Source organism: Bradyrhizobium sp. USDA 4510 (genome assembly GCF_054059095.1).
Genome location: NZ_JBSSBT010000001.1, coordinates 499013 through 523471, shown reverse-complemented (window position 1 = coordinate 523471; position 24459 = coordinate 499013). Strand labels below are relative to the sequence as shown.

The 24459-nt window shown below is 58.8% G+C and carries 14 protein-coding genes and 1 pseudogene; 8 read left to right on the top strand and 7 right to left on the bottom strand.

What is annotated here, in order from left to right; translation table 11 throughout:
• Positions 1-581: 581 nt before the first annotated feature.
• The 3 genes from ACVMDN_RS02440 to ACVMDN_RS02430 form a co-directional block, all read right to left on the bottom strand.
• Positions 582-2855 (bottom strand): hypothetical protein, encoded by a 2274-nt coding sequence (locus tag ACVMDN_RS02440; protein ID WP_456835767.1) that lies wholly within the window; start codon positions 2853-2855, stop codon positions 582-584.
• Between the two features lie 660 nt (positions 2856-3515).
• Complete coding sequence (locus ACVMDN_RS02435) at positions 3516-3857, bottom strand: hypothetical protein (RefSeq protein WP_233443032.1); 342 nt, start codon at positions 3855-3857, stop codon at positions 3516-3518.
• Between the two features lie 272 nt (positions 3858-4129).
• The gene (locus ACVMDN_RS02430) at positions 4130-5374 is read right to left on the bottom strand and encodes a cytochrome P450 (RefSeq protein ID WP_253588022.1); all 1245 of its coding nucleotides are present in this window, start codon (positions 5372-5374) and stop codon (positions 4130-4132) included.
• 1004 nt (positions 5375-6378) lie between these two features.
• Between ACVMDN_RS02430 and ACVMDN_RS02425 the strand changes: the two genes are divergently transcribed.
• Complete coding sequence (locus ACVMDN_RS02425; RefSeq protein WP_253603952.1) at positions 6379-7263, top strand: radical SAM/SPASM domain-containing protein; 885 nt, start codon at positions 6379-6381, stop codon at positions 7261-7263.
• Between the two features lie 17 nt (positions 7264-7280).
• On the opposite strand, the pseudogene ACVMDN_RS02420 reads toward ACVMDN_RS02425, so the two are convergent.
• A pseudogene (locus ACVMDN_RS02420) lies at positions 7281-8647 on the bottom strand (NAD(P)/FAD-dependent oxidoreductase).
• Positions 8648-8950: 303 nt separating this feature from the next.
• Here ACVMDN_RS02420 and ACVMDN_RS02415 point away from each other — a divergent pair.
• Both ACVMDN_RS02415 and ACVMDN_RS02410 read left to right on the top strand, forming a co-directional pair.
• The gene (locus ACVMDN_RS02415) at positions 8951-11257 is read left to right on the top strand and encodes a hypothetical protein (RefSeq protein ID WP_069280048.1); all 2307 of its coding nucleotides are present in this window, start codon (positions 8951-8953) and stop codon (positions 11255-11257) included.
• A gap of 1127 nt (positions 11258-12384) precedes the next feature.
• Entirely contained in the window at positions 12385-13551 is a 1167-nt protein-coding gene (locus ACVMDN_RS02410) for an acyl-CoA dehydrogenase family protein (RefSeq protein WP_253588024.1), read from the top strand.
• A gap of 329 nt (positions 13552-13880) precedes the next feature.
• Here the strand turns inward: ACVMDN_RS02410 and ACVMDN_RS02405 are convergent, their stop codons facing one another.
• The gene (locus ACVMDN_RS02405; protein ID WP_253588025.1) at positions 13881-14321 is read right to left on the bottom strand and encodes a VirK family protein; all 441 of its coding nucleotides are present in this window, start codon (positions 14319-14321) and stop codon (positions 13881-13883) included.
• A 662-nt stretch (positions 14322-14983) separates the two neighbouring features.
• Between ACVMDN_RS02405 and ACVMDN_RS02400 the strand changes: the two genes are divergently transcribed.
• From ACVMDN_RS02400 to ACVMDN_RS02380, 5 genes are all read left to right on the top strand, one after another.
• The gene (locus ACVMDN_RS02400) at positions 14984-15952 is read left to right on the top strand and encodes a hypothetical protein (RefSeq protein WP_253588026.1); all 969 of its coding nucleotides are present in this window, start codon (positions 14984-14986) and stop codon (positions 15950-15952) included.
• A gap of 2037 nt (positions 15953-17989) precedes the next feature.
• Positions 17990-18679 (top strand): response regulator, encoded by a 690-nt coding sequence (locus tag ACVMDN_RS02395; RefSeq protein ID WP_253588027.1) that lies wholly within the window; start codon positions 17990-17992, stop codon positions 18677-18679.
• A 69-nt stretch (positions 18680-18748) separates the two neighbouring features.
• Entirely contained in the window at positions 18749-20161 is a 1413-nt protein-coding gene (locus tag ACVMDN_RS02390; RefSeq protein WP_069280072.1) for a type II and III secretion system protein family protein, read from the top strand.
• A 10-nt stretch (positions 20162-20171) separates the two neighbouring features.
• Positions 20172-20837, top strand: a complete 666-nt coding sequence (locus ACVMDN_RS02385; protein WP_069280052.1) for a CpaD family pilus assembly lipoprotein — start codon at positions 20172-20174, stop codon at positions 20835-20837.
• A 279-nt stretch (positions 20838-21116) separates the two neighbouring features.
• A complete protein-coding gene (locus ACVMDN_RS02380) occupies positions 21117-22463 on the top strand; it encodes an IS5 family transposase (protein ID WP_069280586.1) in 1347 nt (448 codons plus the stop codon).
• Between the two features lie 138 nt (positions 22464-22601).
• Here the strand turns inward: ACVMDN_RS02380 and ACVMDN_RS02375 are convergent, their stop codons facing one another.
• Positions 22602-23639 carry an EscU/YscU/HrcU family type III secretion system export apparatus switch protein gene (locus ACVMDN_RS02375; RefSeq protein WP_069280053.1) on the bottom strand — a complete coding sequence of 346 codons (1038 nt, stop codon included), beginning with the start codon at positions 23637-23639 and terminating at the stop codon, positions 22602-22604.
• Complete coding sequence (gene sctT / locus ACVMDN_RS02370) at positions 23636-24457, bottom strand: type III secretion system export apparatus subunit SctT (RefSeq protein WP_069280054.1); 822 nt, start codon at positions 24455-24457, stop codon at positions 23636-23638. Before sctT ends, ACVMDN_RS02375 begins: the two co-directional genes overlap by 4 nt.
• Positions 24458-24459 lie beyond the last annotated feature (2 nt).

Below are 24459 nucleotides of genomic sequence, written 5' to 3'. Positions count from 1 at the left end.
CAAGGAACAACGAAAAGCCCCAGCACCTTCTGGGGGCCGTGGAAGCCGGGATGCTGGGGCCATCGTAGCCTCATCCAAGAGCAGCATGGATAGGCAACCGCACTGTGCATCGCCAATTCGATTCGTCAAACCCGCCCAGGATAATTGTCTTCCTGGGGGCGAATCATGCAAAAGCGCCCTAAAATCCCGCCGAAGGTTTGCCCACCAGTTCGCAAGGATATGACAGGTCTTTGCCGCCGTTCGTGATCACATTCGAACGGATCGCTGTCGGCACCGGACACATTTGTCCCTCCAACTAAAGCACACCGTGCCATGAGGCCGCTTGTCACCCGCGCGCTGGTCTTCGCTCTCGGTCGAATCGCTTCGTAGTGGGGGCTTGCTCGTGCGGCATCGAAAACGGATTGCCTGCGATTGTGTAGATAGAGCGCGTGTCTCTTCCCGCGCCTCGATTCTCCCAGGAGTTGGTGCCCGCGGGCCCAAGGTGCGGTTCATTCGAACACTAGGATTCGGATGCGAAGAAGACCGATGCCGTCACCACAAGCGGCACTCTGCCGAGACGCCTTGACTGGTCTCGTGTCGAGTCACCTGCGTATCCCGTGCTCCGTCTCGGTAAAAGGATAGCCTGGGTACCCGCTAAAAGCGGCACCTAACAAGGATTTGCAGAACGCAGGCGTGAGCTTGCCGCGGTGAATCACGACGTCATCGTGGCCTGTTGCAGCTCGAGCGTTCTGCCAGAGGCGATTGTAGCCGCGCTGTTCGTTGGATTTCACGTGGCAAGCGACGAACTCGGCGTCATCCAATGTCGCCAACTGCCATGCATGGACCGGCCGCTTCGTATGGATGTGCACCCACATCGGATGTGGCACCGCACCATTGACCAGTGGCGCAGGCTGCAGCTTGATCTCGAACAACTTTCCTGGCTCGCCCTTCAACGCGCGCGGTGGCTCCAAGGGAGCCACCTCTTCGGCCGCCAGCAACCGTTCGAGGTATTTCTGCGAGGGGAACGCGTAGGTCTTCATGCAATCGATCTCGATCGACGCCTTTCGTGCCTTCAAAGCATGTATCTGCCCCTGAACCTCCGACAACATCGCCTTGAGGCGGACTATTTTGTCGTGCACTTCCGGCAGTTGCACAGGCGTGAGTAGGCCGCGTCGGCGAGGTTCGTCGAGCGCGGCTACACACGCCTCTATCTCCGCAGATTGGCTCTGCAGCCGCTCGACCACGGTGTCCACGACGTGGTCGGCATCTTCCGGCTTCATGTGGCGCGCTTGCGAAATGGCTCTTTGCTGACTGCCCAGATCGAATTGCAAGAGTTCGTCCAACCGCTCGAGCAGGCGTGTCAGTGCCTCCTTCGATGGCGGAGCCTGCCATATCGCCAAGTGTCCACTCGCCGACGATGACGTCCTCGCATGCGCCTCCTCCGCACTCGCGAGTTTCTTCGTGCCCAGATCCGAGAGCACAATAACCTTGGCGGCTCGCGCCGTGTCGGCGTCGGGCATAGCCGGCTGCGGCTCGGGCCGCCGCCCGGCTGCCGAACTCCCCGCACCTCCGGCCTGCCTGCGCTTTCCCTTCCCTTTCCTGCGCGCTGGACTGTCTTCGGCCGCCGGGGCCCTGCCGGCAGCGTCGGCCGGTATCGCAAGGCCAGCCTCCGTTGGCGGTGCAATGATGGCTGGTGTCTTCGGCTGCACTGCCAGAAGGCGCATAACCTCATGGGCAGTGACCCACGCTCCTTCCACGATCTGATCCAACAGTTCCAACGGAAGCTCGGGACTTGCTCCCTTATTCCTTAGCTCGGCAACCATGTTCGGCAATGCCGACGCAAATTCCGATAGGCGCTCCATGACGCCTTCCAGAACAGCGCAGTGCGCTGCATCGAGGGCTTGCCCTTTGCTGTTCAGAACAGCGTCGCCCGTTGAGAGGAATGCCGGAATGACATCCTCCATGAAGGTTCCGAGTAGACGTGCCCGACCGTTCTCACCCAAGAGGATTTGCCTGACGGCCGGGTCGAGCGTGCTCGCCTGCGACTCAATCATGACCCGCGCGAGAGCGACCTGCGACTGCAGATGCACGCACTTCGTATACAGTGCCCAGCCGGTGTGCAGCCGTAGTGTCGCCTGCTCGGCCTGTCGTATTTGGGCCGTTGCACTTGGCAAGTTGGCAGTGGCTCCGCAGACGGACTGCATCCGTTCGGAGCGCAATGCCTTTTTTCCCCACCACTCCGTGCAGGCCAAATAGTGTTTCGCCGCACTAGAAGCCGCTCGGATCAGGTGGTCCGGCGGAGCATTGGATTGGCGCATCCGCTCGAGTATCTTTCCTGCATTCTTCCTACTCTGCTCCAAGGCGTAGATAGTCGGCGCGGCCAGCGCGTTGCATTGGTTCCCCGCATCCAGCGTCTGGTCACGAACTCGGCGAGCCTGATCGTCGGAAAGAATGCCGCGCGCCACATCTGGGGGCAGGCTCGCGTAGTAGTCCAGAACTGCTGCGCCCGCTTTGACAACCTGATCGATCAGCTCTTGCGCCTCAGACGAGCTCTGAGCGCCCATGGCAGCACTGTGGCAAGCATCAAGTTCCTCAAGCAGGCCGTCCATATTTCGTTTCGCTGCGTTGATCCCCTCACCGCTTGAGGAAATGGGGACTGCCACACCCGAACCTGAGGGCAGGCTCGCGAGCGTCGCCATTCTATCTTCAGGCGCTAAGCGCATCCGCTCCACGACGGAGTCGAAAACCCGGTTGCCTTCCGCAGGGACAAACGCAGGGACAAAATTGGGCGCCGAAGGCGTACTACTGGATCCCGACGTGCTGTTGGCTCCTGTCGCCCCAACATACGGTTCGCCAGGTCGGCCAATGCCCGTCATGTCCATCTCCCATACGGTCAACAATGCGCAGCCTCCCTGGATAGACCGCCTGGCTGACGGTTGGCTGACGAAGGATGCTCTGCGGATGCACAAAGAACCCCCCGGCCGCCCGAGTTCCAATTTCATGGAAGCTGTTGTGGCGCTGGAGGCAGCAATAGGGATGACCCATGAGGCGCGGGAGGCTCGGTTGTAACGCGTGTCCGCATTCGGCGCTGCCTCGCCGTGACCAATAGAAATGCGCGCTGCCAGGCTGCGCGTGATGGCAGTGACGCCGATCCCTCAAGGACTCGGCGATGGCGGCGGCTTGTCTAGGGCATAGCCCTGCCAGTGCCTTTGCCGAATACCGAAGGCTGTCTAGCATGCCGAACCGTGGAACGGACTGGAGGACTGCGGCAAAGTAAGTACCGGAAGGATGTCGATTTTCAGACTTCTGGCAGCAGCGAACCTCTTGCTAACCGGGAAAGAGATGCCGTTGTTCGACCGAAGAGTTTACGGATCCAACGAGAAGAGTTTACCGACCCAACGATACGTAGATGTGGCTCGATGTGGAACGGTGCGTCATAACAACCTCTTCTTCTCGTGTTCGAATTGACGTTGTGCAAGTCTTTTTCAGGATAGAACCGCCGAGATGCTACCCATCTAGGCGTACTTGGAATATGCTCATAAAAATAACGCGGCGAGCGTGCCAAGCACGCCGAGCGCCAATCCGATCAGCGAACCTACCGTCGGCACGTCTCGAAACAGCAGAAGCGTGAGAATCGGTTCCACCACTAAAATTGCTCCCACCGATGTCGCGATGATGACCCAGATATTCTCAAGATACATGTAACCCAGTGCATATCCGAAGACGAGAAGGATGCCGCCGAACGCTATCAGCAGGAACATCGGCAGGAGAGTTGTCAAATCGCCGCCGTCCTTTCCGAACTGCTTTGAGGCAACCAACTCTGCAATGATCGAAAGCGCTTCTCCAAAGAAAATCGCGCCCACCGCTACAATCTTCAATGTTGAGCTCATCGCTTGACACATCGAAATTGCTGTCAAAGGTTGTTTCCAATCTGGGATCGGTCTCTGGCCTGCCTCAGACAGCAGGAAAACCCGACGCCCTCGAGCACCTCCATTCGTCGCTTGTCGCAGGCGCTCAACGTTTGCCGCAAGCCGCCCGGCTCCCGAGACGCCTCGCGCGGATCACCGCTTTCGGTCCTGCGCGGCGGAGAGTGGTCAAACAGGGAGACGAGACCGCGCAGCTGAGCGGCTGCTAGCCGGAGCATCACGACCTAAGCTGCAATCTGCGCAGGAAGAGCGGAATACCCGTGGACAAAGTTGGACGCAATTCGCTCGGGTTCGCCGACAACCTTGATCTCCAGCCGCGCCTTCAAGATTTCTTCCCAGAGGATTTTCAACTGCAGCTCTGCAAGATGTCGCCCAACGCAGCGATGGATCCCGAATCCGAACGAAAGATGTTGCCGCACGTTCTTGCGGTCGATGACGAAGCTATCGGCATTCTCGATGACCCCTTCGTCCCGGTTACCGGAAATATACCACATGACGACCTTGTCGCCCTTCCTGATATGTTTCCCACCTACGATGATATCGGCCGTGGCGTTGCGGCGCATATGTGCGATGGGCGTTTGATACCGAATAATCTCGGACACGGCGCTTGAGACCAGCTTGGGATTATCGCGTAGCTTTTGTAGCTCGGAGGGATGCTGGTTCATGAACAGAAGACCGCCGGTAATCGAATTGCGCGTTGTATCATTCCCACCCACGATCAGAAGAATTAGATTGCCAAGAAATTCGCTCGGCTCCATGTGTCGAGTTGCAGGCGAGTGCGCCATCATTGAAATCAGGTCGAGACGCGGCTCGGCATTGATGCGCTCGTTCCAAAGCCGCGCGAAACACGCCAAGCACTCAGACAAGATCGCACTTCGCTTGTCCCAGCTATCGATGGGCTGGCCGATTTTCGGAATTGCAACAGCCACATCCGACCAATAGGTCAAGAGCCGCCGATCCTCAAATGGAAAGTCGAATAGCGTAGCAAGCATCTGCGTCGTCAACTCGATGGAGACCCGATCCACCCAATTGAAGTCATCATTACGTGGCAAGCCGTCCAGAATCGTTCTGACGCGACGGCGGATCAAGCTTTCGAGCTTCGTCAGGTTTTCCGGCGCGACGATCGGACTTACAGTATCACGCTGCTCGCGATGCTTAGGAGGACCCATCTTGATGAAACTTTGCGTCCAGTGCTTATCAGGCACGTCGGCGATGGTAACACCCCGCTCCGACGAGAATATCTTGTGATTGGTATCTACCTCTACGATATCGCGGTATTTCGTTAGCGACCAATATGGACCATAGAAGCTTTCTTGGCAGTAGTGGACGGGATCTTCCGTTCGCAGCCGCTCGAAGTAATCCCATATGCTATCGTCTTGAAAGCGCTTGGCTTCGCTCACATCCAGCTTGCTCAGCGGAACATTGGAGGCGTCGTCGTCGGCTCGAAAGTCCGCCAATTGCGTTTTCATGATCGTCTCCGCAGATTTTGCTCTCTCAAGAGATGAGGGATCCACAGATCGCGATCGATAGTTTCGAGCTGCCGTGGCGTGCCGGTTGCGAGCGGGTCGCTGCTCCAGCAGAGTATCGCAAAAACCGGACAGTCACCCCTACCATTTCCGGCAGGTAAGTATCGTATTGACTTCCTAACTCCGTCCGCTCCAGTGGGGCGATGAGAACCATCCGCGCTACGTAAGCGGTGCCTAATGCTCCAGCTAGTGGCTGCTCAAGCTATCAAACAGGACGCAATGCGACCGCAGCTCCCCCCTTCTTTAAGAGGCCAAAATGCGAAGTCTTCAGCTCCTAACGGCCGCACTCAATTACTTGCTTGGCGCTGGATCGTGCGGTGACCACCGCCCGCGCTGATCCTGCCCACGAAAACGGTTACCGCCCGGGAACAGCTAGTTTGTTCATCGGTATGCAACAAGGCTGCTTCATCCATCATCCTGACCAGCAACTTGCATTTGGGCGGGACGGGGAGCTCTCGCGGACGACTGCCGTCGAGGGCTGCGATGATTGATCGTCCGCGCCATCACGTTCACATCGTCGGGGCCATTCGGGAGGGCTATCGCTCCGCCTGACATAAAAAAGAGGGCCTCGGGTCCGCGCCGCCCGTCAAGAGGAAATACGAAGTCCCGATGGGGCGGGCGGGCCAGATGCTCGTTCCGCTTCGCCAGGATTGCGTAAGCGTCCCCACCGAGGTTACCGAGTCCAGCAACTATGATGCCAATGACGGCCAACGGTACCAAGTGGCGGTCGTGGCGGAGAGGAGGAGTTGACGCGCCAGATCAGCCCCACCTTGGTTGAGCATTATCGAACTCAGCGCGTTGTTAGCGTTGAGGCAGGATCTTGATCTAGGTCGTTTCGCCAAACGACCTATCCTGGATTTGCAATCCGTGAGAAGCAAGGCAAGCCGCTGCGCACCAAATGCTGCGCTCTTTCTCCAATTCTCCGGCACCTGAAAGGACCAGACAGAATGATGGCATATCCCATGGTGTTACAAAGCTTACGCGCCGTCAATCCTGGTCGCAGGGTGTTGGAGATAACCACGACCGCAGGATGCATCGTCAGATGTTCATATTGCTCCCAGGACAAGTTCGCCGATCGTCAAAGACCTGTGTCTCTAGCGAAGCATCTTGGCCTGCACGATTTCGAGCGATGTTTGACACGCGTGCCCACGGCTACCGACATCAGTTTTGCCGGCTACTCGGAGCCTTGGCTGCATCCGTCGTGCACCAGCATGGTTGAGCATGCTTACACACGCGGCCATGACATCCGAATTTTCACGACCCTTGTCGGGATGAACGGGAGTGACGTCCGGCGCTTGCAAATGCTCCAATTTAGGGCTTTCGTCGTCCATGTTCCTGATGACGGCAGTTATATGAACAGACGCCTCGTTGGAAAGTCCTATCTCAACGTCATGGGCCAACTTCTCGAGGCGGACATTCCCTCAATTCGATTCGTCGTGCTGGGCACAATCCATCCCGCTCTCGCCGACATCATTCCCGCTAAAAAGCTTGAGCGCTTGCGGCCACTGAGCAGCACGCGAGGACGTCTCGATCCGGATATCATCAAACCACGACGGCCGGTCATCGGAGCCTTGACATGTCTTGGCAAACAACAATATCGCAATATCCTTCTTCCAAACGGCGATGTTACTCTGTGCTGCATGGATTTCGAGCGGCGTCATGTCTTGGGCAATCTTTTGCGCGACGAGTACGAACATCTCTTTGAAGGAACAATCTTTCGCGAAGTCGTCGATCGCATGAACGGAATGGCTGGTTTTCTGCTCTGCAGGAGGTGCGAGTTTGCCAATTCGCAGACGTCAGGACGGCGTATGGACGCCGACCAACAAGCTTGACGGCGCGGCTGCGGATGTCAAGAATTCACGTAGATCGCTACATGCCGGAAATGGCCATACCAACGAGGAAACTCGCCTTGATCGGATATACAACTGCCACTAGGTGGATCAGAGACGCGCTCCAGCGAGGTGAACCAGTTGGGAGCCTGCTCTGTAGAGGGCCTCACGGGCGGCACGAAACCGCCGATGTTCAACAGGCGCCGCTGGAAGTGGTAGATCCTTTTCTGCAAGGTGGCCGAGGACGTAGGACGCCAACACACGGCCGAAGACGGTGCCGGGTGCAATCCCGCGTCCGTTATAGCCGTCGAAGGAGACGAGGTTACGGTCGAGCTTGTGAAAGCGCGGCAGGTGGTCGAAGTCATGCCGATCATCCCGAACCAACCGGTTTCGAACTCAAGCTCATCGAGCTGCGGAAACAGCCTGCGAAGCGATCTGATCGCCCAGGCTCGGTGAACCAAGGCACCGATATCCTGTAAAGCGCCAACGCTGCCGAACACCAGACGGCCCGACCGATCGAAGCGAAACGAGGAAAGGACCGCGCTGGTGTCCCATGCTCCCTGCCGTTCGGGCAAGATTGAGGTCCTGAGACGATCTGACAACGGCCGCGTGGCCAAATTGAGGTAAGGAAGACGGACCTGCGACCGAGGTCTGTTTCCGTAAGCGTCGGTGGCGACGACCACCCACCACCCACTCAGCACGTACGGATCCCATTGCCGTGCCGACCTCCAGCACAAACCCATGTCGCTGACTGTGAGAATCTCAGTCCGAGTGAATATCCTCGCGCCCGCTGCAAGCGCAAGGCGCGCCAAACCCCGCGCATAGGCCAGCGGCTGTATTGTACCGGCGCGCTTGTCTAGCATCGCGCCAGTATAGTTGCCTCCGCCAATCTTTCTGCGGGTCTCCTCCGCGTTAAGCACGACGACCGGAGCACCGCGCTTTTGCCACTGCTCGGCACGTATCTGGATTTCCTGCAAGCCCCTATGGCCGACCGCGCAATGCAGGGTCCCCGCGCGCTCAACTTCGCAGTCGACCACATCTCTCTCGATCAGTTCAAAAACCTCTTGCGGTGCTCCACCTAGCAATTCGATGAGCCGTTCGCCAAACGGAAGGGCCAAGCGTACCCGAGAGTCGTGTCGGGCATGACCCCCATGCCCGCATTGACGAGCCCAACGTTGCGCCCAGAACCACCGAACCCAATTTCGTATGCCTCCAGCACGACGGCGCGCGCGCCAGCCTTCGCGAGGTGAATGGCTGCAGAGAGACCGGTGTATCCACCGCCGATCACGGCGACATCAGCTCTCGCATCGCCTACAAGAGGACCCGTATTCGGCGGCGCGGGTGCCGTCAGTTCCCACAAGCCGTGCGATTTGGGATTGCCGTGCATCCGACGAACTCGTTCTGTCCATCATCATGAATGATCTCGACCTACACATCGTGGCTGGCGGCAATAGAAATCAACTCCAACATTGTGCACTTGCTCTTCTAGGAGGCAAGTGCGTTGGCCAATTGCCGTGCTCCTCCCCTCTTTGTCGCCAACTTTATCTTGAGGGCACGACCACGCAGCAGCACCTCGGAGAAGGCATTTGCAGACTCCCATTGATTCCTACATTTGGCGAGCCCACGTCAGGTTTTGGAAAGCTGAGGGTACTAGCGAGAGAACACGAGGGCGACACCAGCAGACGAGAGCATGGACCGATTCAACAATATCAACCCAGCCGATACCGGACCCGCTGCGTCCGAAGCAACGGTGGAGCAACCGCAACGGCAGCAAGCCGAATTTGAGCAGCACTTGGGAGAAGCGGGTCAGGCTGGCCCTATATATCCACACCGAGAGCTTTATAATGTCTCTGACGAAGACGATCGCCTGATCCAGGCAGCGTCCAGCGCTGCTCTCGAGCGAGGGCCACCGCCGGGTTCTACCACCGTGAGCATTTATGATCGCCGACTTCGCAAATTGGCCGAGTTGCTGAAGCAGTCAGGTAAATCGATTGCTGAGCTCAATGACGATACGTTGCTCGCTTACGCCAAGAAGCTGCTGCCAACGGACAAAATCATCGCTCCAGCATTGTTTATGGTCAGCCGCTACCGCGATCCTGACGCCATCGCTACCGCAACACATTACCGTCCTTCCAAGGAAGATGAACGGCTCATCAGGGAGGCCGCTGAGGCAGGCTTCGGTCGAGCAATCGACGCGAAAACGGCCGGAAATTATGCTAGCAGTCTCCGGAAGCTAGCGGCAGCACTGCGCCCCCTGTCAATGGCTAAGCTCAGCGACGAAGCGCTGCTCGGTCATGCCAACGCATTGTTTCGGGGTGACGATAGATTTGTCTGCGCCTTGAACGGGCTCCGCAATTATCGCGCGATCATCGGGCCGAACAATTTGGGAGGACAGGCAGCCAGCTCGCGCCTGCCGACACAGCCAGCCGCCCATTCACCGCTGCAGGTTCTCGAGGGGCAACCTTTTGGGAACGCTGCGGATCGGAGCGCATTGGCGGCTGACGGTTTCAATGCTCCGCAGGATTGGCATGAAATGGGTTTAGCCACTTATTCTCCCATCCAAAGTGTAGCCCAGGACATGCTTTTCGATGCCGCGGAGCGGAGCGGGGAGCTTACGCCTTCCAGCTTCGATGCATCGCTGCTTTGGCAGGGAACGCGCGATGCCGCTTCCTCGCCCGTGCAAAGTTTCGCTCAGGAAGAGCTTTTCGATGCCGCAGCTCGCGAGAGCCTGCTGCCAGCCATGCCCTACGATGCATCGGCGTTTTGGCCGACAATGAGCTCCGCCGGCCACTCTAACCCGCAAAGTGTCGACGAGAATGAGCTTTTCCATGCCGTGAATCGAGAGGACGCGCCGGCAGGCACAACTTTCGATGCCCCTGAACTGTGGCCGCCGCCAAGTTCAGTCGTCGCCTCGCCTATGCAAAGCTTCGCCCAGGAAGATCTTTTCGATGCCGCGGATCGGGAGGGCTCCATGACCGCGGACCGTCTTGTTGTACCGGAGTTTTGGCGGGAAGTAGGCTCGCCTGACCACCCACCGATGCAAAGTGTCCGTGGGAAGGAGTTTTCCGATGTCCTCCCCTCACAGCCGAGCTCGCGGCCGCAGAATCCTGCCTCTGAAGAGTACCTTGCAGGGATGATGGACCAAGGCGGCGCTGCCCTCGCCACGAGGTCTCCCCCAGGCAGCGAAAGCTTTGATACTTCCTGGGCCGTTCCAGACAACTTCTCCCACGGCAATCAGTCCGCGCCGGATATGATGCTCACCAAACTTGGCCACTGGGGTCTGTTGCCCGACGCGGCAGAGCGGGTAAAGACCTACGACATTGCCGGTGAGCGCTATACGGCCGTGTTAGGACCGGGAGGGCGCAATGATGTTCAGCTTATCCATCTTCGGTCTCCCGCTGCCGGTGACACCTTCGACGTTTCATTCGCAGTGCCCAAGGACTTTTCCCATGGCACCCAGCTGGCGCCCGACATGATGCTATCTACGCTGGGCAAGTGGGACTTCTTGCCTAATGCGGAACATCCGATCATGAACTATGAGATTAGCGGCGAGCGCTACACGGCTGTGTTGGGACCGAAAGGACCTGACGACGTTCAACTCATTCATCACCCCAAGTTCGCTTTACCGGGTGACACTGCGCTTTTGGCACCGACCGGTGTCGCGCATACGTACGGCGCCCTTTTACCCGGGTTCGATCCGCCCGCGTCGCTCGAATTGCGAAAGGCGGCGGCAAACCCTCCAACGCCGTCTGCGGCGCAGGCGTCGGGCCATCAGCCGCTACGGCAAGTGCCTGAAATCGGAGAGTTGTTCCCCCGCGATTGGAGGCACGGCCCCCAAGAGGCTTCGCCTGCCGTAATCGACACGCTCCAAAATCTGGGTCTTCTGCCGAGCGAGTATGTCCCAATGACACGATTTTTAATCCACGGTCAGCCCTACACGGCCGAAAGCCTACCCAGAGGCCGCGTTCTTCTCTTTCATCGGCCACAATTTGGCTGAACGAGGTGCTCGACGCCTCGGACAGCTGCTCAAGCTGAACGATTTCAATCGCCTTGTGCATCGCATTCGGCAGCTAACTTTCACGGTTCTGACGCTAGGTTGAATGTCTTTGCAGGAACAGCTTGGCGGTTGCTCGCATTAAAGGTCTCGATTGGAGGCCGGGTCCACATCTGTCGAACCTGAAATGCGCCCCCCGGCGCTATAACATTTATGAGGAGCTCGATCTCGAACAACACGTCTCCCTGTCGCAGTACCTCCACGGCAAGGAGAGATCGAGATCTCCTGCTTGCCGGTGACCCCGCAACGCGCAATTTTTCGAGATCGAGCACAGCGAAGAACGGGCGCTGCGCATAGACCTAACATGTCGATTCCCGGGTTTAGGGTAGAGGACCGGCAGATAACGATTGTTAAACGACTCACAGGCAATTGGCCTGCGGCATGCAGGTATAACGGGTCAGATGCGTCCGGGTGTTGAGCCGACGTTGACCCATGTCGACGAAATCAGTTGGTTAGTTAATTGGCCATGGACAGCCAAAGAGATTTTAGCCCCCAGTCGCTAGTGATCCGGGACAGATACCATCGACGATCGCTTTGGCCTATACCGCTGCGGAATTTTAATCGAAAAGCAATGACAGCTTGTCATGTCCGATCACTTGGGCCTCCGAGCGGTCGAATCTTGAACGGGCCGCCGTCGAAGCCAATTTTCGTCCTGCTGCGCCTGTCGTGTTCGTTTGACGACGTTCTATGCCAGAAGTCGGACATCGAGCCGGGAAGCTCAGCGCATATCACGTAGTCTCCGCGTCTTCAGCAAAGGTGCCGGATGATATCTCATTGGCACGCCGATTGCTGAGGAGATGGCAGATGCGTGCCACTCGGCTGGGCCGCCAGCAGGAGTTCGCGGGCTTGATCGGCCGTGAGCCTGGCCACGAAGGTGACGGCTCCTGATTCGAGAGGACCAGACAGATCATGCGCTGCGGTCACCTGCAGAAGTGCAATCTCGCACTGCGATTCTCATATGGTGCAATGATTGCGCCCTCAAGACGAATCCGCCGCATTGCGATGCGCCAGTGTATCCACTCTTCGTCAATGGCGCGCAGTAGCATCCGTATAGGCACCAAGGAGAATTTATGAACGCTTCTCCAGAGATGATCCCGTCAGAAGCCGACGTCGAGCCTGTCAGCAGGGATAACCTCTCCTCGTTGCTCGCCGAGATCCGAAGCCGTCGAAACACGTTCGCGGTCGCGCAACAAATTCCAGGCGACATAATCGATGGCTTTAAACGAGTTGGCGTCTATCGAGCTATGGTCGCCAAGCGTTTCGGCGGCGAGGAGCAAACGCCGGCCGCGTTTTGTCAGCTGATCGAGCGCATTTCCGAGGCAGATGGCTCGGCCGGTTGGGTCGCCAGCTTCGGTGATGGGGCTTGCAATCTCGCTGCTCTTCCGGATGAAACGCTCGCCAAAGTCTACGCGAATGGACCCGATGTGGTGTACGCGGCTGCGCTTTTTCCGCTACAGTCCGCCAGACGCAGTGCCGGCGGATTTGTCGTGAACGGCGTGTGGCCATTTGCCAGCGGCTCGCCCGGGGCGGCTTTGATTGGCGTCGGCATCAGGGTGGAAGACGACCCTATCGGCGATCTTCCGCGTGTAGCCGTAGTGCCGGCCGAAAAGGTAACTATCCGCCCCAATTGGGACGTCATTGGGCTGCAGGGAACCGGCAGCCATGACTTAGTTATCGAAGATGTCGTCGTGCCGGAGGAATGGACCCTGATCCGCGGCGGCTCGCCGACAATCGACCGGCCAATCTACCGTTATCCATCAGTGACGTTCGCCGCCCAGGCGCATGCGATCGTTGGCGTCGGTATTGCGCGCTCCGCACTGAACGAGGTGATCGCTATGAGCAGGAACCGCGCCTCGATCACCGGAGCGCCTGTGATGGGAGAGCGGGGCTACATCCAACTGGAAGCGGCCAGAGCCGAGGCTATGCTGCGTTCCGCGCGGTCCTTCTTCTATGATGCTACCGAGGAGCTGTGGAACGAGGCGCTCAACGGCGCGGTAAATCCGAATACGGCGACGCTGATGCGGCTCGCCGCGACTAACGCCGCGCTCCAAAGCGCCGAGGTCTGTAAGATCGCGAGCCGTCTCGCCGGCACTGACTCGCTGTACACGACGAGCAATCTGGCGCGCGCGATGTGCGACAGCTTCGTGGTTGCTCAGCATGCGGCTTTGAACGAGGGGACATTTCAGCGTGCGGGCCAACTCCTGCTCGGAGGTGCAGTGCAGCCAGGTTTTCCTTGACGTGGTTCATCCGGGAGCATTTTCGCACGAATAGCTGCGAAGAAAAGGCCACGAGCCATCAAACGGCCAACGCCGGAACAGCGTTTCTCCGCTCGCTCCGATCTCGCTATCTTCAGGACCGGGACCCCGCTGTCGTGGCGGGTATTCGCTCGGTATCTTGAGCGACTACAACAAGCTCGAGCAACTCGATGAGCGTTGCGGAAAAGACGGCCAGAAACAATCTGGCCGTCTCTCATGATCGATATTATTCGTGTCGTGGCTTGCGAAGATGCCTGCACGGTTAAAGGATCGAGGTCTCCAAGCGCATCCCCGTCCCTGTGTTCTTTCGTTTACCAGATGAACTTTGCGCCATCCGGCAGTTCACAGATGAATTCGCCCTGGTTCACGAGTTCGGTGGTCCCGACGACAAGCTTTGAGGCCCGCACCGTGAGCTTACCTTCGCGGCTGAGGCTATGACGAATGTATTCGGTCACCGCATGTCCGGAGCTGTCCACCGTTTGGTGCGCATTGGCGAAGCTGATGCCGTTCTGCGGGGTCACCCTGAATGCATTGATGACCAGGCCGGCCTGTGTCGCCGAAGCTGGCTTGCCACCCTCCGCGGCAGCACAGCGGCTCATGTCCAGGATGAGCTTCACGTTCTTGCCGGCCTGCAGGGCATTGAGCACCTCAGTGTATTTCGGCGAGGGCTCATCGGCTCTCGCCATCGTGCTCACACTCATGGCCGAAAGCAAAGACAGCAGGATCGCCAGCCCTTTGCCAATAGACTTCATATGCTTTTCTCCCTCGATAAGTACCACAGATCACACGTGGCAAGATGCCGTGCTCGCAAACTGTTTGGTGGAAACCAGACATCAAGCGCACGCGCGCCTGCGAGAAAAACAACCTGTCGCAACCAGGCGCAAGTGGTTGAGGCGGCTATCCCTACCTCACAACCTCGTAGGTCAGGTTTGTTAAAGTGCGACATCGCTGGAACGATTTGATCAAGTAGCAGCCGCTCGGAAACCACAAACGGCAAGCGGTCACGCTGATCCAATGGAGACGAACGATCGCGACGATGCGGTTCCACGCGCGTAACGGACGATTTCCAACGAGCATTTGGACCAGCCACATCTGCCGGCTTGTCCACGTTGATACCTGGGGCTCCCTGCCACTCAGACGACAGACAACAAGGAAGCGAATCTGGCGTCGCGAATGAAAAAGCTCTTCAAGGCCCAATTTCGACCTCGTCACAAATGGCAAACCGCACAAAGCAGCGCTGATTTGTGATCCGTCGATTAGCGTCGCTTCCACCTGGCTCAGCGCTCGCCTCACTGAACTGAATTCAGCCGGTGACCGTCAAACCGACACTGGCTCACCGCCTGGTCCGTCAGCTTCTCGAAAGCTGCACCTGCAACAGTCTACACTAATAGCCGGCACTCGAGGGGAGAGAGAAATGAATATTGATCCACGGAATGCTGCAGACGCTCCCTTTGAGCTTCAGGACGTGCTGCGGCAGCCACATCGGACGGGCCGGCAGCCAGACGAGCTAAGCGCACAAACCAGCACACCGGCACACAGCTCAGACGATCAGGCAAGCTTTGAGCAGCAGCTAGATGATTTGGATCCAGATGAATTGAACTCGGTCTACCCTGCCTCCTTGGCGGCAAATAATACGACTGCTACGTCCTCGACCGCGCCGAGCGAGAGCCCCCCGGAAACCGGCCCCTATCCAGCCACATCATTTGTCAGCGCGCGCGCTCAACTTGCCGCGACGCTGACAGGCGCCACGCTTGAAGCGCTCAGAAACGAGATCGACCTCGCCACGCATCAATCAGCACGTTGGTCGCCGGCGACCGCAGTTCCCGTCGATCGGAACCTCGTATTCGACGACGTAGCAGGGTCGTCATATGTCACACTGCGGCGCTTTCAGACTCAGGACAACGATTGCAAGCCGCGCACGGAAGAAAACACGAGAGCAATCTCGCATATCCGTAACACGGCTCGGGATCATTCTTCTGTTGGAGATCCTCTGGAGCGATATACTATGGACCGGGCGCGTCAGGCCGGATGGCATATGCGCGGCAAGACAGCAGCATCTCCTTTTGTGTCGCTGGTTGAGGATCCCTCAAAACTGGTTGTTTCGCGCGACCACTGGGCGAGAGCGATCGCCAACAATGCGAACACGCTGCACACCTACACCGTCCCGAAGTCCGCGGTCTGGACGCCCGACGACGTGCTGAGCAGTATCGGGCTTGGAATGAACGTTGAGGACCAGGACAACATCGATGCGGACGTGGATCTGATGTGCTCGCTGGGCAGAACACCAACCCGAGAGACCGAACGATTGTTTCTAGGCGGCAACCTCGACGATTACCGGACGGACAGCGAGGCAAATCCGTACAAGCGCGATGGCGCTGATTAATGCATTTGCTGAGCTCCGCGCTGCAGCGGTGTGCTTATGTTCAATCACAAAGGCACTCCGCTTAAGGACGAGTTGGAGAACGCTGACAGGCTTTACGAACAATAACTTGGGCAGCCCGCGCATCGAGCTATCAAGCGGTTCAATCGGCCCCGTCCTGCTGCGAGCGAACTCGACGCCTGGAGCCCATTCAACTCGCTCTTACAACTAATTCTCTGGCGGTACTCACGGCTGACATCGATCCAACTCGCCGGGATCACATTTCTCACTGAGCTCGCGGCGTGAGCCGGTGAAAGCCGCGCCTCTACCCAGTGGCTGGCTTGGCGTGACGCAGGAGGCGCGTTCAGCCGGAATATCGGTGGACGCGACCGCATGGCCAGCGCGCTAAAAGCTGCATCACCTATGGAAGGCAAGCGGCGGCGAGCGCCGCGCCTATCCGCCGCTTGAATGCGTTCCATCAAAACAATTGATTTTTCCGATCCCGCCCGAAGCCCCCATAGTCGGCCGCAGTTTTGGAGCAGCATTCAGGAACGTGGTGTGACAGTCGACCCTCTCTTCAATCCTTTGCCAGTCAATTCGATTTGGCAACCGCGCGTCTGCACCCGCGACGTTAAGCGCTATGCGTCAGATCAGTCCACCTCGGCCGGCCATAGTCCGCCTGCCAATCGCCACGTTTGAGGCAACCAGGGCAATCTCATGCTCGCGCGCGCTATGGCTTGCCCTAACGCGCAGCGGGAACAACTAGCTCACGCTATCGCAACAGCTGAAGCTGCACCTCGCAGAATTTGGAGAGGCGAAATGCTCACAACCTTCGAGAACACAAGAGCGACAGCGACCCACGAGGCTATGACAGTGTTCAAACTGTGTCGCGACCGAGTCAAGACGCGCACAAGATGGAGGGTACTCGTAATTAAAGACACTTGATCCTCACCTGACGTCAGATTGTAGGATTTCCGACAGCTTCGCGACACCGAACCCGCGCGCGAAAACTTCCTGACAGGTAGCAAGAATTGCGAATGTCTTTCAAACTTTACGACGCTCCGCTCCGCCCCATCACGTGGGTCGATCACTGCTGTGGACGACGTGTTCTCCGTAACGTCTATGTGCAGGACAGAGAAGCCGGCGCCACCCCTGTTGCGGCCCGAGCAGCATTTAGCGGCCGAGTAGAACTCGGATTCCATTTGCCTTGGCCTGACCGCGCACCACGCAGCCTCAAATTTCCGCTTGGATTACTTTGCAGTCGATCATCGCAAGTGAAGCGATGCAACTGGCATAGCAATATCAGCCAGATGGGCCATCGCCCAGAAATGCGGCAGTCCCCTCCGTCTCTCGTTCGCTACTTTCGAGGGGATCGCCCATCGGACCCGACCGAGAGTTGGGAGCGTCGGCGTCCTGCGCGTCTATCACCGGCTTGGGAAAGGCTTTTTCAGTAGCCCGGAGGCGCATCATCGTTCATTCGTCGCGCAACGCAGCTCTGGAGACATCGCCCGGACGCGTAGCGTGAAACTGTCTTCACGCGGAACAGCTTGCCTTGTCGCGACACCATGGTTCGACAGCACAGCAAGTACTGACCGCGGGACTGGGGAAAAGTGGGGAGTTCCCAATGCCGATTTCACTAGACTATTCAACCACGACTCCATCCGCTCGCTCCTGCGCTTGGGTGTCGATGTCGATTGCGAGGTCCAGCGCTATAAAGATCGAAGGCTGCTGTGCAGTAGGTGCAAACACGGACGCGATTGACGCGCAGATGCGTCAAACTGCTGCGACGGCTTTCGCCCTCGTGAATGATTTCGAAAGTCTTCCCGGTCCAAGGGGTCTGCTCGGCATCGACGACGGCGCATGCAGCCCCTGGCGGTCCATCGCGCTTTCCAACCCGGTGACAAGGAATTCACCGGGATTGATAGCCCGTCACCATGCTCTGCTTCCTCGCCGCCGGACATTGCCGCTCATGTCGAAGCGGGCGCCGGTCAGCTTCATCGAACCTCTTGGTCAACCGTGACGCGCCTAAAGTCTTGGCGCGGATGGACGAGAGGCGATGAAATGCGAATTCTCCTGGTTGATCATCATGCGGACTTTGCCCGTGCTGTGAAGGACGCACTTCCCGATTGCGGGTTTGCCGTTGACGTGACACGCACACTGGACGAGGCGTCGGCCGCGCTGGATTGCGCGAACTACCACATTCTTTTGCTCGAATTGGTTTTGCCCGATGGAGACGGCTTGGACTGGCTGAAGCAGCTCCGGCGCGAGGGTTATTCAATGCCGGCCATCATGATGAGCAGCCTCAACGACCTCGGGCGGCGGATTGCGATCTTTAACGCGGGTGCGGACGACTTCCTCCCCAAACCCGTGTCGACCGAAGAACTCATCGCGCGCATGCGAGCCATTCTGCGGCGGTCAACGCAAATGACGGCGCCGGTCGTGACATTCGGCAATCTGCATTTCGATCCGATCGCGAGGCAAGTCGCGGTCGGCGGTCGGATACTGAGGATTGCCCGCCGCGAAGTGTGCATTCTCGAACATTTGCTCAACCGTGCCGGTCGTACCGTGCCACGCGCATCTCTGGAGGATAGCCTTTATGCGTTCGACGACGAGGTCTCGACCAATGCGCTGGAAGTCGGCATCTATCGCTTGCGTACGCATTTGAGCCAGTCGGGTGCGACGCTCAGGATCAAGACGGCGCGCGGCGTCGGTTACACCCTTGAACTCATTGGCGCAGCGTCGGCTGCTTAGCCGATTCAACTTGAAAGCAATAACCCCTTGAATTTCGATAACAATGCTGCGCGCGCTGATGAGCCGTCGATGGTAGCTGGGGCGACGCGCTCTGCCGTTTTGCATCGCCTCTGCTACGTCCTGTGCGGACTTGCTCTGCTATTTCCGCTTGCTGCGGCAGCCCAAGCCAAGCGGGATGGCAAAGCAGAACCGCCGCATAGCGCGCCCGGCAGCACCTCCGGCACGCTGAACCTGATTTCCTCACAGGGCAAGACGATCCATCTGACCGCTGCGGCGGCGAGCATCTTTGTTGCCGACCCGACGATTGCGGATTATCAGGCGCCGTCAAATACGACAATCTTCGTGTTTGGCAAGAAATCAGGACGCACCAGCCTGTTCGCCCTCAATGAGAACGGAGAAGCTCTCGCCGAGCTGCGCGTTGTCGTCACACAGCCGATCGAGGATCTGCGCGCCGCGCTGAAAGCTGAGGTCGGCGACTATCCGATCCAGGTTAGCTATACCCCGCGCGGAGCGATCTTAAGCGGTACCGCGCCCAATGCCGAGGTCGTCGAGATAGCCAAGAAGGTCACCGAGCAGTTTCTCGGGGCGGGTGCGCTCGTCGTCAACAAGATCCAGGTGGCCGGCTCGCTGCAGGTGAATCTCAGCGTACGGGTCGCAGAAGTGTCCCGCAGTGCCGTCAAGGATCTCAATATCCACTTCACGGCCTCCAGCCCAAACGGCGCTTTCCTTATCAGCGGCAAGGATGGCGGATCCGCCGCGGCGAACGGCGGCGGCACGATCGGTATCGGATTCAGCGCGGGCAATACCAATCTGAGCGCTGTTCTCGACGCGCTCGCCAGCGAGCACCTCGCCTCGATCCTGGCTGAGCCGAATCTGACGGCGATGTCCGGCGAGTCTGCGAGTTTCCTGGCCGGCGGCGAATTCCCCATTCCTGTGATGCAGGATAATCGGCAGGTGTCGGTCCAATTCCGCCAGTTCGGCGTGAGCCTCGAATTCGTCCCGACAGTGCTCAACAATAATCAGATCAATGTCCGTGTGAAGCCCGAAGTCAGCGAACTGTCGAGCGAAGGCCAAGTCAAGATCAATGGCATGGAAGTCCCTGCGCTTTCGACGCGACGAGCTAGCACCGTGGTCGAACTCGCCAGCGGTCAGAGCTTTGCCATCGGCGGACTGATCAGGCGCAACTTCAACAACGACATTGGCGAGTTTCCCTGGCTCGGCGACGTGCCGATCCTTGGCGCGCTGTTTCGCTCCTCATCGTTTCAAAAGCGCGAGACCGAGCTGGTTATTATTGTCACGCCTTACATCGTCCGGCCCGGATCGAACCCGACCCGGATGAGTGCACCGACCGACCGCATAGCACCGCCCTCAGACACGGGCCGCATCTTGACGAACACGCTGGCGCGGCCGCCAAAAGACCGCGATGCGCCCCGCACGAGCGCACCAGGATTGACCGGCAGCGCTGGATTTATCATCGAATGAGGATCGTCAAATGACGTTGCGACATTTGTGCCATTTGATCGTTGTTGCGGCAACATTGAGCGGATGCGCAAACAGTGCTTCGATCCGTCCCGGGCCGGCTGAACAGGCGATCCAAGTGGAGCAGAAGAACAGTGTTTTGTTCCTACAGAGCCTTCGTGGCTCCGAAAGGCACCGGCTGCGGAGTTTCATTGCGAGTGCAAGTGGCGGCCGGCGGGACGCACTCCATGTCGATGTCACCGGCACGCCCCGGCTCATTGCACAGGTGGCCCACGAGGCCCGTGCCATGGGCGTTGCCCCCTATAATATTCGCCTGTCCGCCTCACCTCTCGATCTGCCCTCCCGTTTCGGGGTAAGGATCGAGGCGATCACATTTGAAGCCCAGCCTCCTGTCTGTCCGTCGCTTTCCATCGTCGGGCCTGCGGTCAACGATAATTCGTTCGACCCGACGCTTGGCTGCTCGACCAGAAGCAATCTGGCAGTCATGGTCAACGATCCGCTCGACTTACTGGACAATCGCTCGGTCATGACGAGTAATGGCGATCGCGCCGCCATTCCGGTTGCCAGCTATGGCACGTTTGGCCCGGGCAACAAGAGCAACGGAGAAGGTGGACAGAGCAATGGGGCCGCGTCGGAAGCTCCCGCGGCGGCAACGAGGGACGTACAGCCTCCTCGGTGATGGGCGTTGCATCGCCGCCGCCTGATCAAAATGATCTAGCGATTTCCCGTGCCGATTGAATCGCAGGTCGGATTTTTGTTCTGGCGCGCTTTCTTCCGCGAACCGGTACACAGTCGCCTGTGAACAAGCCTGTAAGCGATTGAGCGGGAGTCTGTTTTTGGGATTTGACGGCGTTTGAGATTGCAGGAATTTGAGGCTTGATGGCCGCAAACCTTGCAAATTCGTTTTGTGGATTCCTCTCCGCTGTGAACCGTGCTTCTGTGGTGCACCGGAGGGATGATGCGGCCGAAGAAGCACAAGACGACGGGATCGAACGATCTGTTCCGGGCACGGCTGGACCAGATCATCAACATGAAGCACGAGCTCGTTCTGCTTGCCGGCAAGATCGACTGGGACTGGATCGACGGCGAGATCGCCCCGCTCTACAGCGAGAACGGCAGGCCGGGGATCGAGACCCGCTTCATGATCGGGCTGCTGTTGCTCAAGCACATTTACGGGCTGTCCGATGAGGGGGTGTGCGAGCGCTGGGTGCACGATCCGTACTTCCAGTTCTTCACCGGCGAAGAGTTTTTCCGGCACGTTTTCCCGCACGAGCGCTCGGACCTGAGCCATTGGCGCAAGCGGCTCGGCGACAAGCTGGAGCAGTTGTTGGCCGAGAGCCTTCGGGTGGCGCACGAGACCGGTGCGTTACGCAGCCAGGACCTCAAGCGGGTCACGGTCGACACCACAGTGCAACCAAAGGCCATCAGCTTCCCGACCGACGCCAAACTGCTGCATGCAGCGATCCGGGGGCTGAACCGCCTGGCGAGGAAGCACGGGGTCAAGCTGCGGCAATCCTATTGTCGCGTGGCCAAAAGCGCGGCGATGATGGCGGGCCGTTACGCTCATGCCAAACAGTTCAACCGGCATCAGCGGCAGCTGCGTATCCTGCGCAGCCGGCTGGGGCGGATCATCCGCGACATCCGCCGCAAGATCGAGGGCGAGGCGACGCTGGAGGAGGCGTTCGCCCTCCCGCTTGGCCGGGCCTCGCAGATCCGCTCGCAGCAGCAGCGCCAGCGCGGTTTCAAGCTTTATTCTTTCCATGCCCCGGAGGTGGAGTGCATCGGCAAGGGCAAGGCCGCCGCACCTTATGAGTTCGGCGTAAAGGCCTCCATCGTCACCAACAATCGCCGCGCCCCCGGTGGCCTGTTCGTGCTGCATGCCAGGTCGCTGCCCGACAACCCTTACGACGGTCACACGTTGCGGGATGTTATGGACCGCACCGAGACACTCACCGGCTGTGCGATCGAGCGGGCCTACGTCGACAAGGGCTACCGCGGCCACGACGCGCAAAATCCCCGCCGCGTCTTCATCTCCGGCCAGAAGCGCGGTGTTTTCGGCGCCATCAAGCGTGAGCTGCGCCGCCGCTCCGCCATTGAGCCCATCATCGGACACCTCAAAGCCGAAGGACACCTCGGCCGGTGCTACCTCAAGGGCCGCGCCGGCGATGCCGCCAACGTCGTTCTCTCCGCCGTCGGACACAACCTCCGTCGCATCCTCGCCTGGTTCAGAGAACTTTTGCGCCTGTTGTTGGTCTCGCTCTGGCGCACGCTCAACTGTCCAGCTCAGCTCAATCCGGCTTCTTAACGGTCGACTACACAACTTCGCTCGAAAGCCGTCTAGTCTAGAGACTTTTCCGTTCCGATTGAATCGGAACGGAGCTGTAGATTCTTGTTTGACGCATTTCCTTCGCGCGAACCGGCGTCCACCTCGCTGGAAACCGCTCTAGACCAGCCCGGCAGCGTAAAGGGCTTTTGCGACCGACTCGAAATATTGCGACGGAACCGGGTTGCCGAGTCTTGCTTTGCCGAGCAGCTGATGTGTCAGGACGTCGTCATCCACTATCTTGAGGCGCAGCGCGCGCGCCTCGCCTAGCAACTTGGAAGCAGCTTCGCCCTCACCCCGACAGACCAGAACCGGCACGCCGGTTTCGCCGCGAACATAGCGCAGCCCAATCAAGGCTGCGGACCCCCTTAGTATCAAGTTGGCGCGATTGACGCCAAGCGGAGCCTCGTTCGCCGACACTTGGCGCAGACGCCTGCGTTCACTCTTCACCTGCGGATTGCCTTGCTGCTCCTTGTTCTCGCGCTTAGCCTCGGTTTCGGTCATGCGCAGCTCCTGCATGAACAACCAGCGCTGGATCAGAAGGTCGGCCAACCCGCCGACGAGGAACGCCCCGGCAGCAATCCCGGCCAGCAGCTTGACCTCTGTGAAGACTATTCCGAGGCAGCCCATGCCACAGACCGGCAAATACACCAGTGCCTTCCAGCTTGCGGTCACGGTAAGGAAAAAGCACGTCCCGAGGAGCACCACCTTAACCAGCGTCTTGCCAAGCTCGACGGCCGAACGTTTGGATGCAAGCCGCGTCAAGCCTTTGATCGGATCCAGTTTCTCAAGCTTCGGTTTGAGCGGCTCCAACGCAAACATGAAACCGCCATTGGCCACGACATTGGCCAGAAGGGCTGCTGCGACGGCAGCCGCGAGCAAAGGCCCGACCGTTGCCATCGAAAGTTCCAGCAACCCGTTGAGCGCCTGCGGAACCGCGCTCGTGAAGGGCTGCTCCTGCAGTTTGTCGATCAGCTGGACCGTTTCATGCCACTTGTCTTCGATCGCACCCGCTCTCCACCACAGACAGGAAAAGCCGGCGCACGCGCTGACCCCGCTCACCAGATCGGAGCTGCGCGCGCTCTGCCCTTTCTTGCGCGCATCGCGCAGCTTCTTGGGGGTCGGGGGAAGCTTCTTCTCCTCGCTCGTGCCGCTCATTTCAAGAGCTTCTTGAAGGACTCGAGCACGTTGTTCGGCGTGAGGATTTCAGCTCCTGCGTATTCGAGGAGGTAGACGGTATAGCTGACCATGATGACACCGAAGGCAACATTCTTGATCGTGGGCGAAAGATCGTTCAGCTTGAGTTGCGATGCAAAGCGGCCGAGCATCATGACCGACACGTCGATCAGCAGCAGCAGGGCCAGCACCGGCCCGGCGACCAATAGCGTCGTCAGCATGATATGATCGAGAAGAGCGAGGCATTCCATTGCTCCCAGTGCCGTCACCGCAGGCAGGAACTGATGCACGGGCCAGATCAGATAGCTGCCATAAAGGCTGCTCACCATGGTCTGCAGGCCGCCGACCAGAACGAAGATCGTGACCGCAGTGACGCCGAGAAAAAGCCCGGTCCCCGACGCTTGGCTGTGCGTCGCAGGATCTTCTGCTGCGACCTGGCTGGAGATTCCTCGTTGCGTATCGATGATGTCGCCGACTGCCTGGATGCTCCATAGGGGAATGCTGAGCAGGATACCGAGCAGAAGGCCGACGAACACCTCCTTCAAACCGAGCATGGTTACGCTGACCATACGCGTGTTCGGATCTAGCGCCTCCAGTCCCAGCTTGATCTGCGCCAGACACGGTAGCCCGATCGCGATCGTCAGACTTCCGCGGATCAGGCCACTGATGCGCGGCCGGGTGAAGACGGGAAGCACAAGCATGATGCCCAAGGCGCGGGCCGCGCTCAGGCCGGTTGCTGCGATAAGTTCGATTCCGCCCTCGACGAGGGCATGCGCATCTGTGGGTGACAGGCCGGCCATCC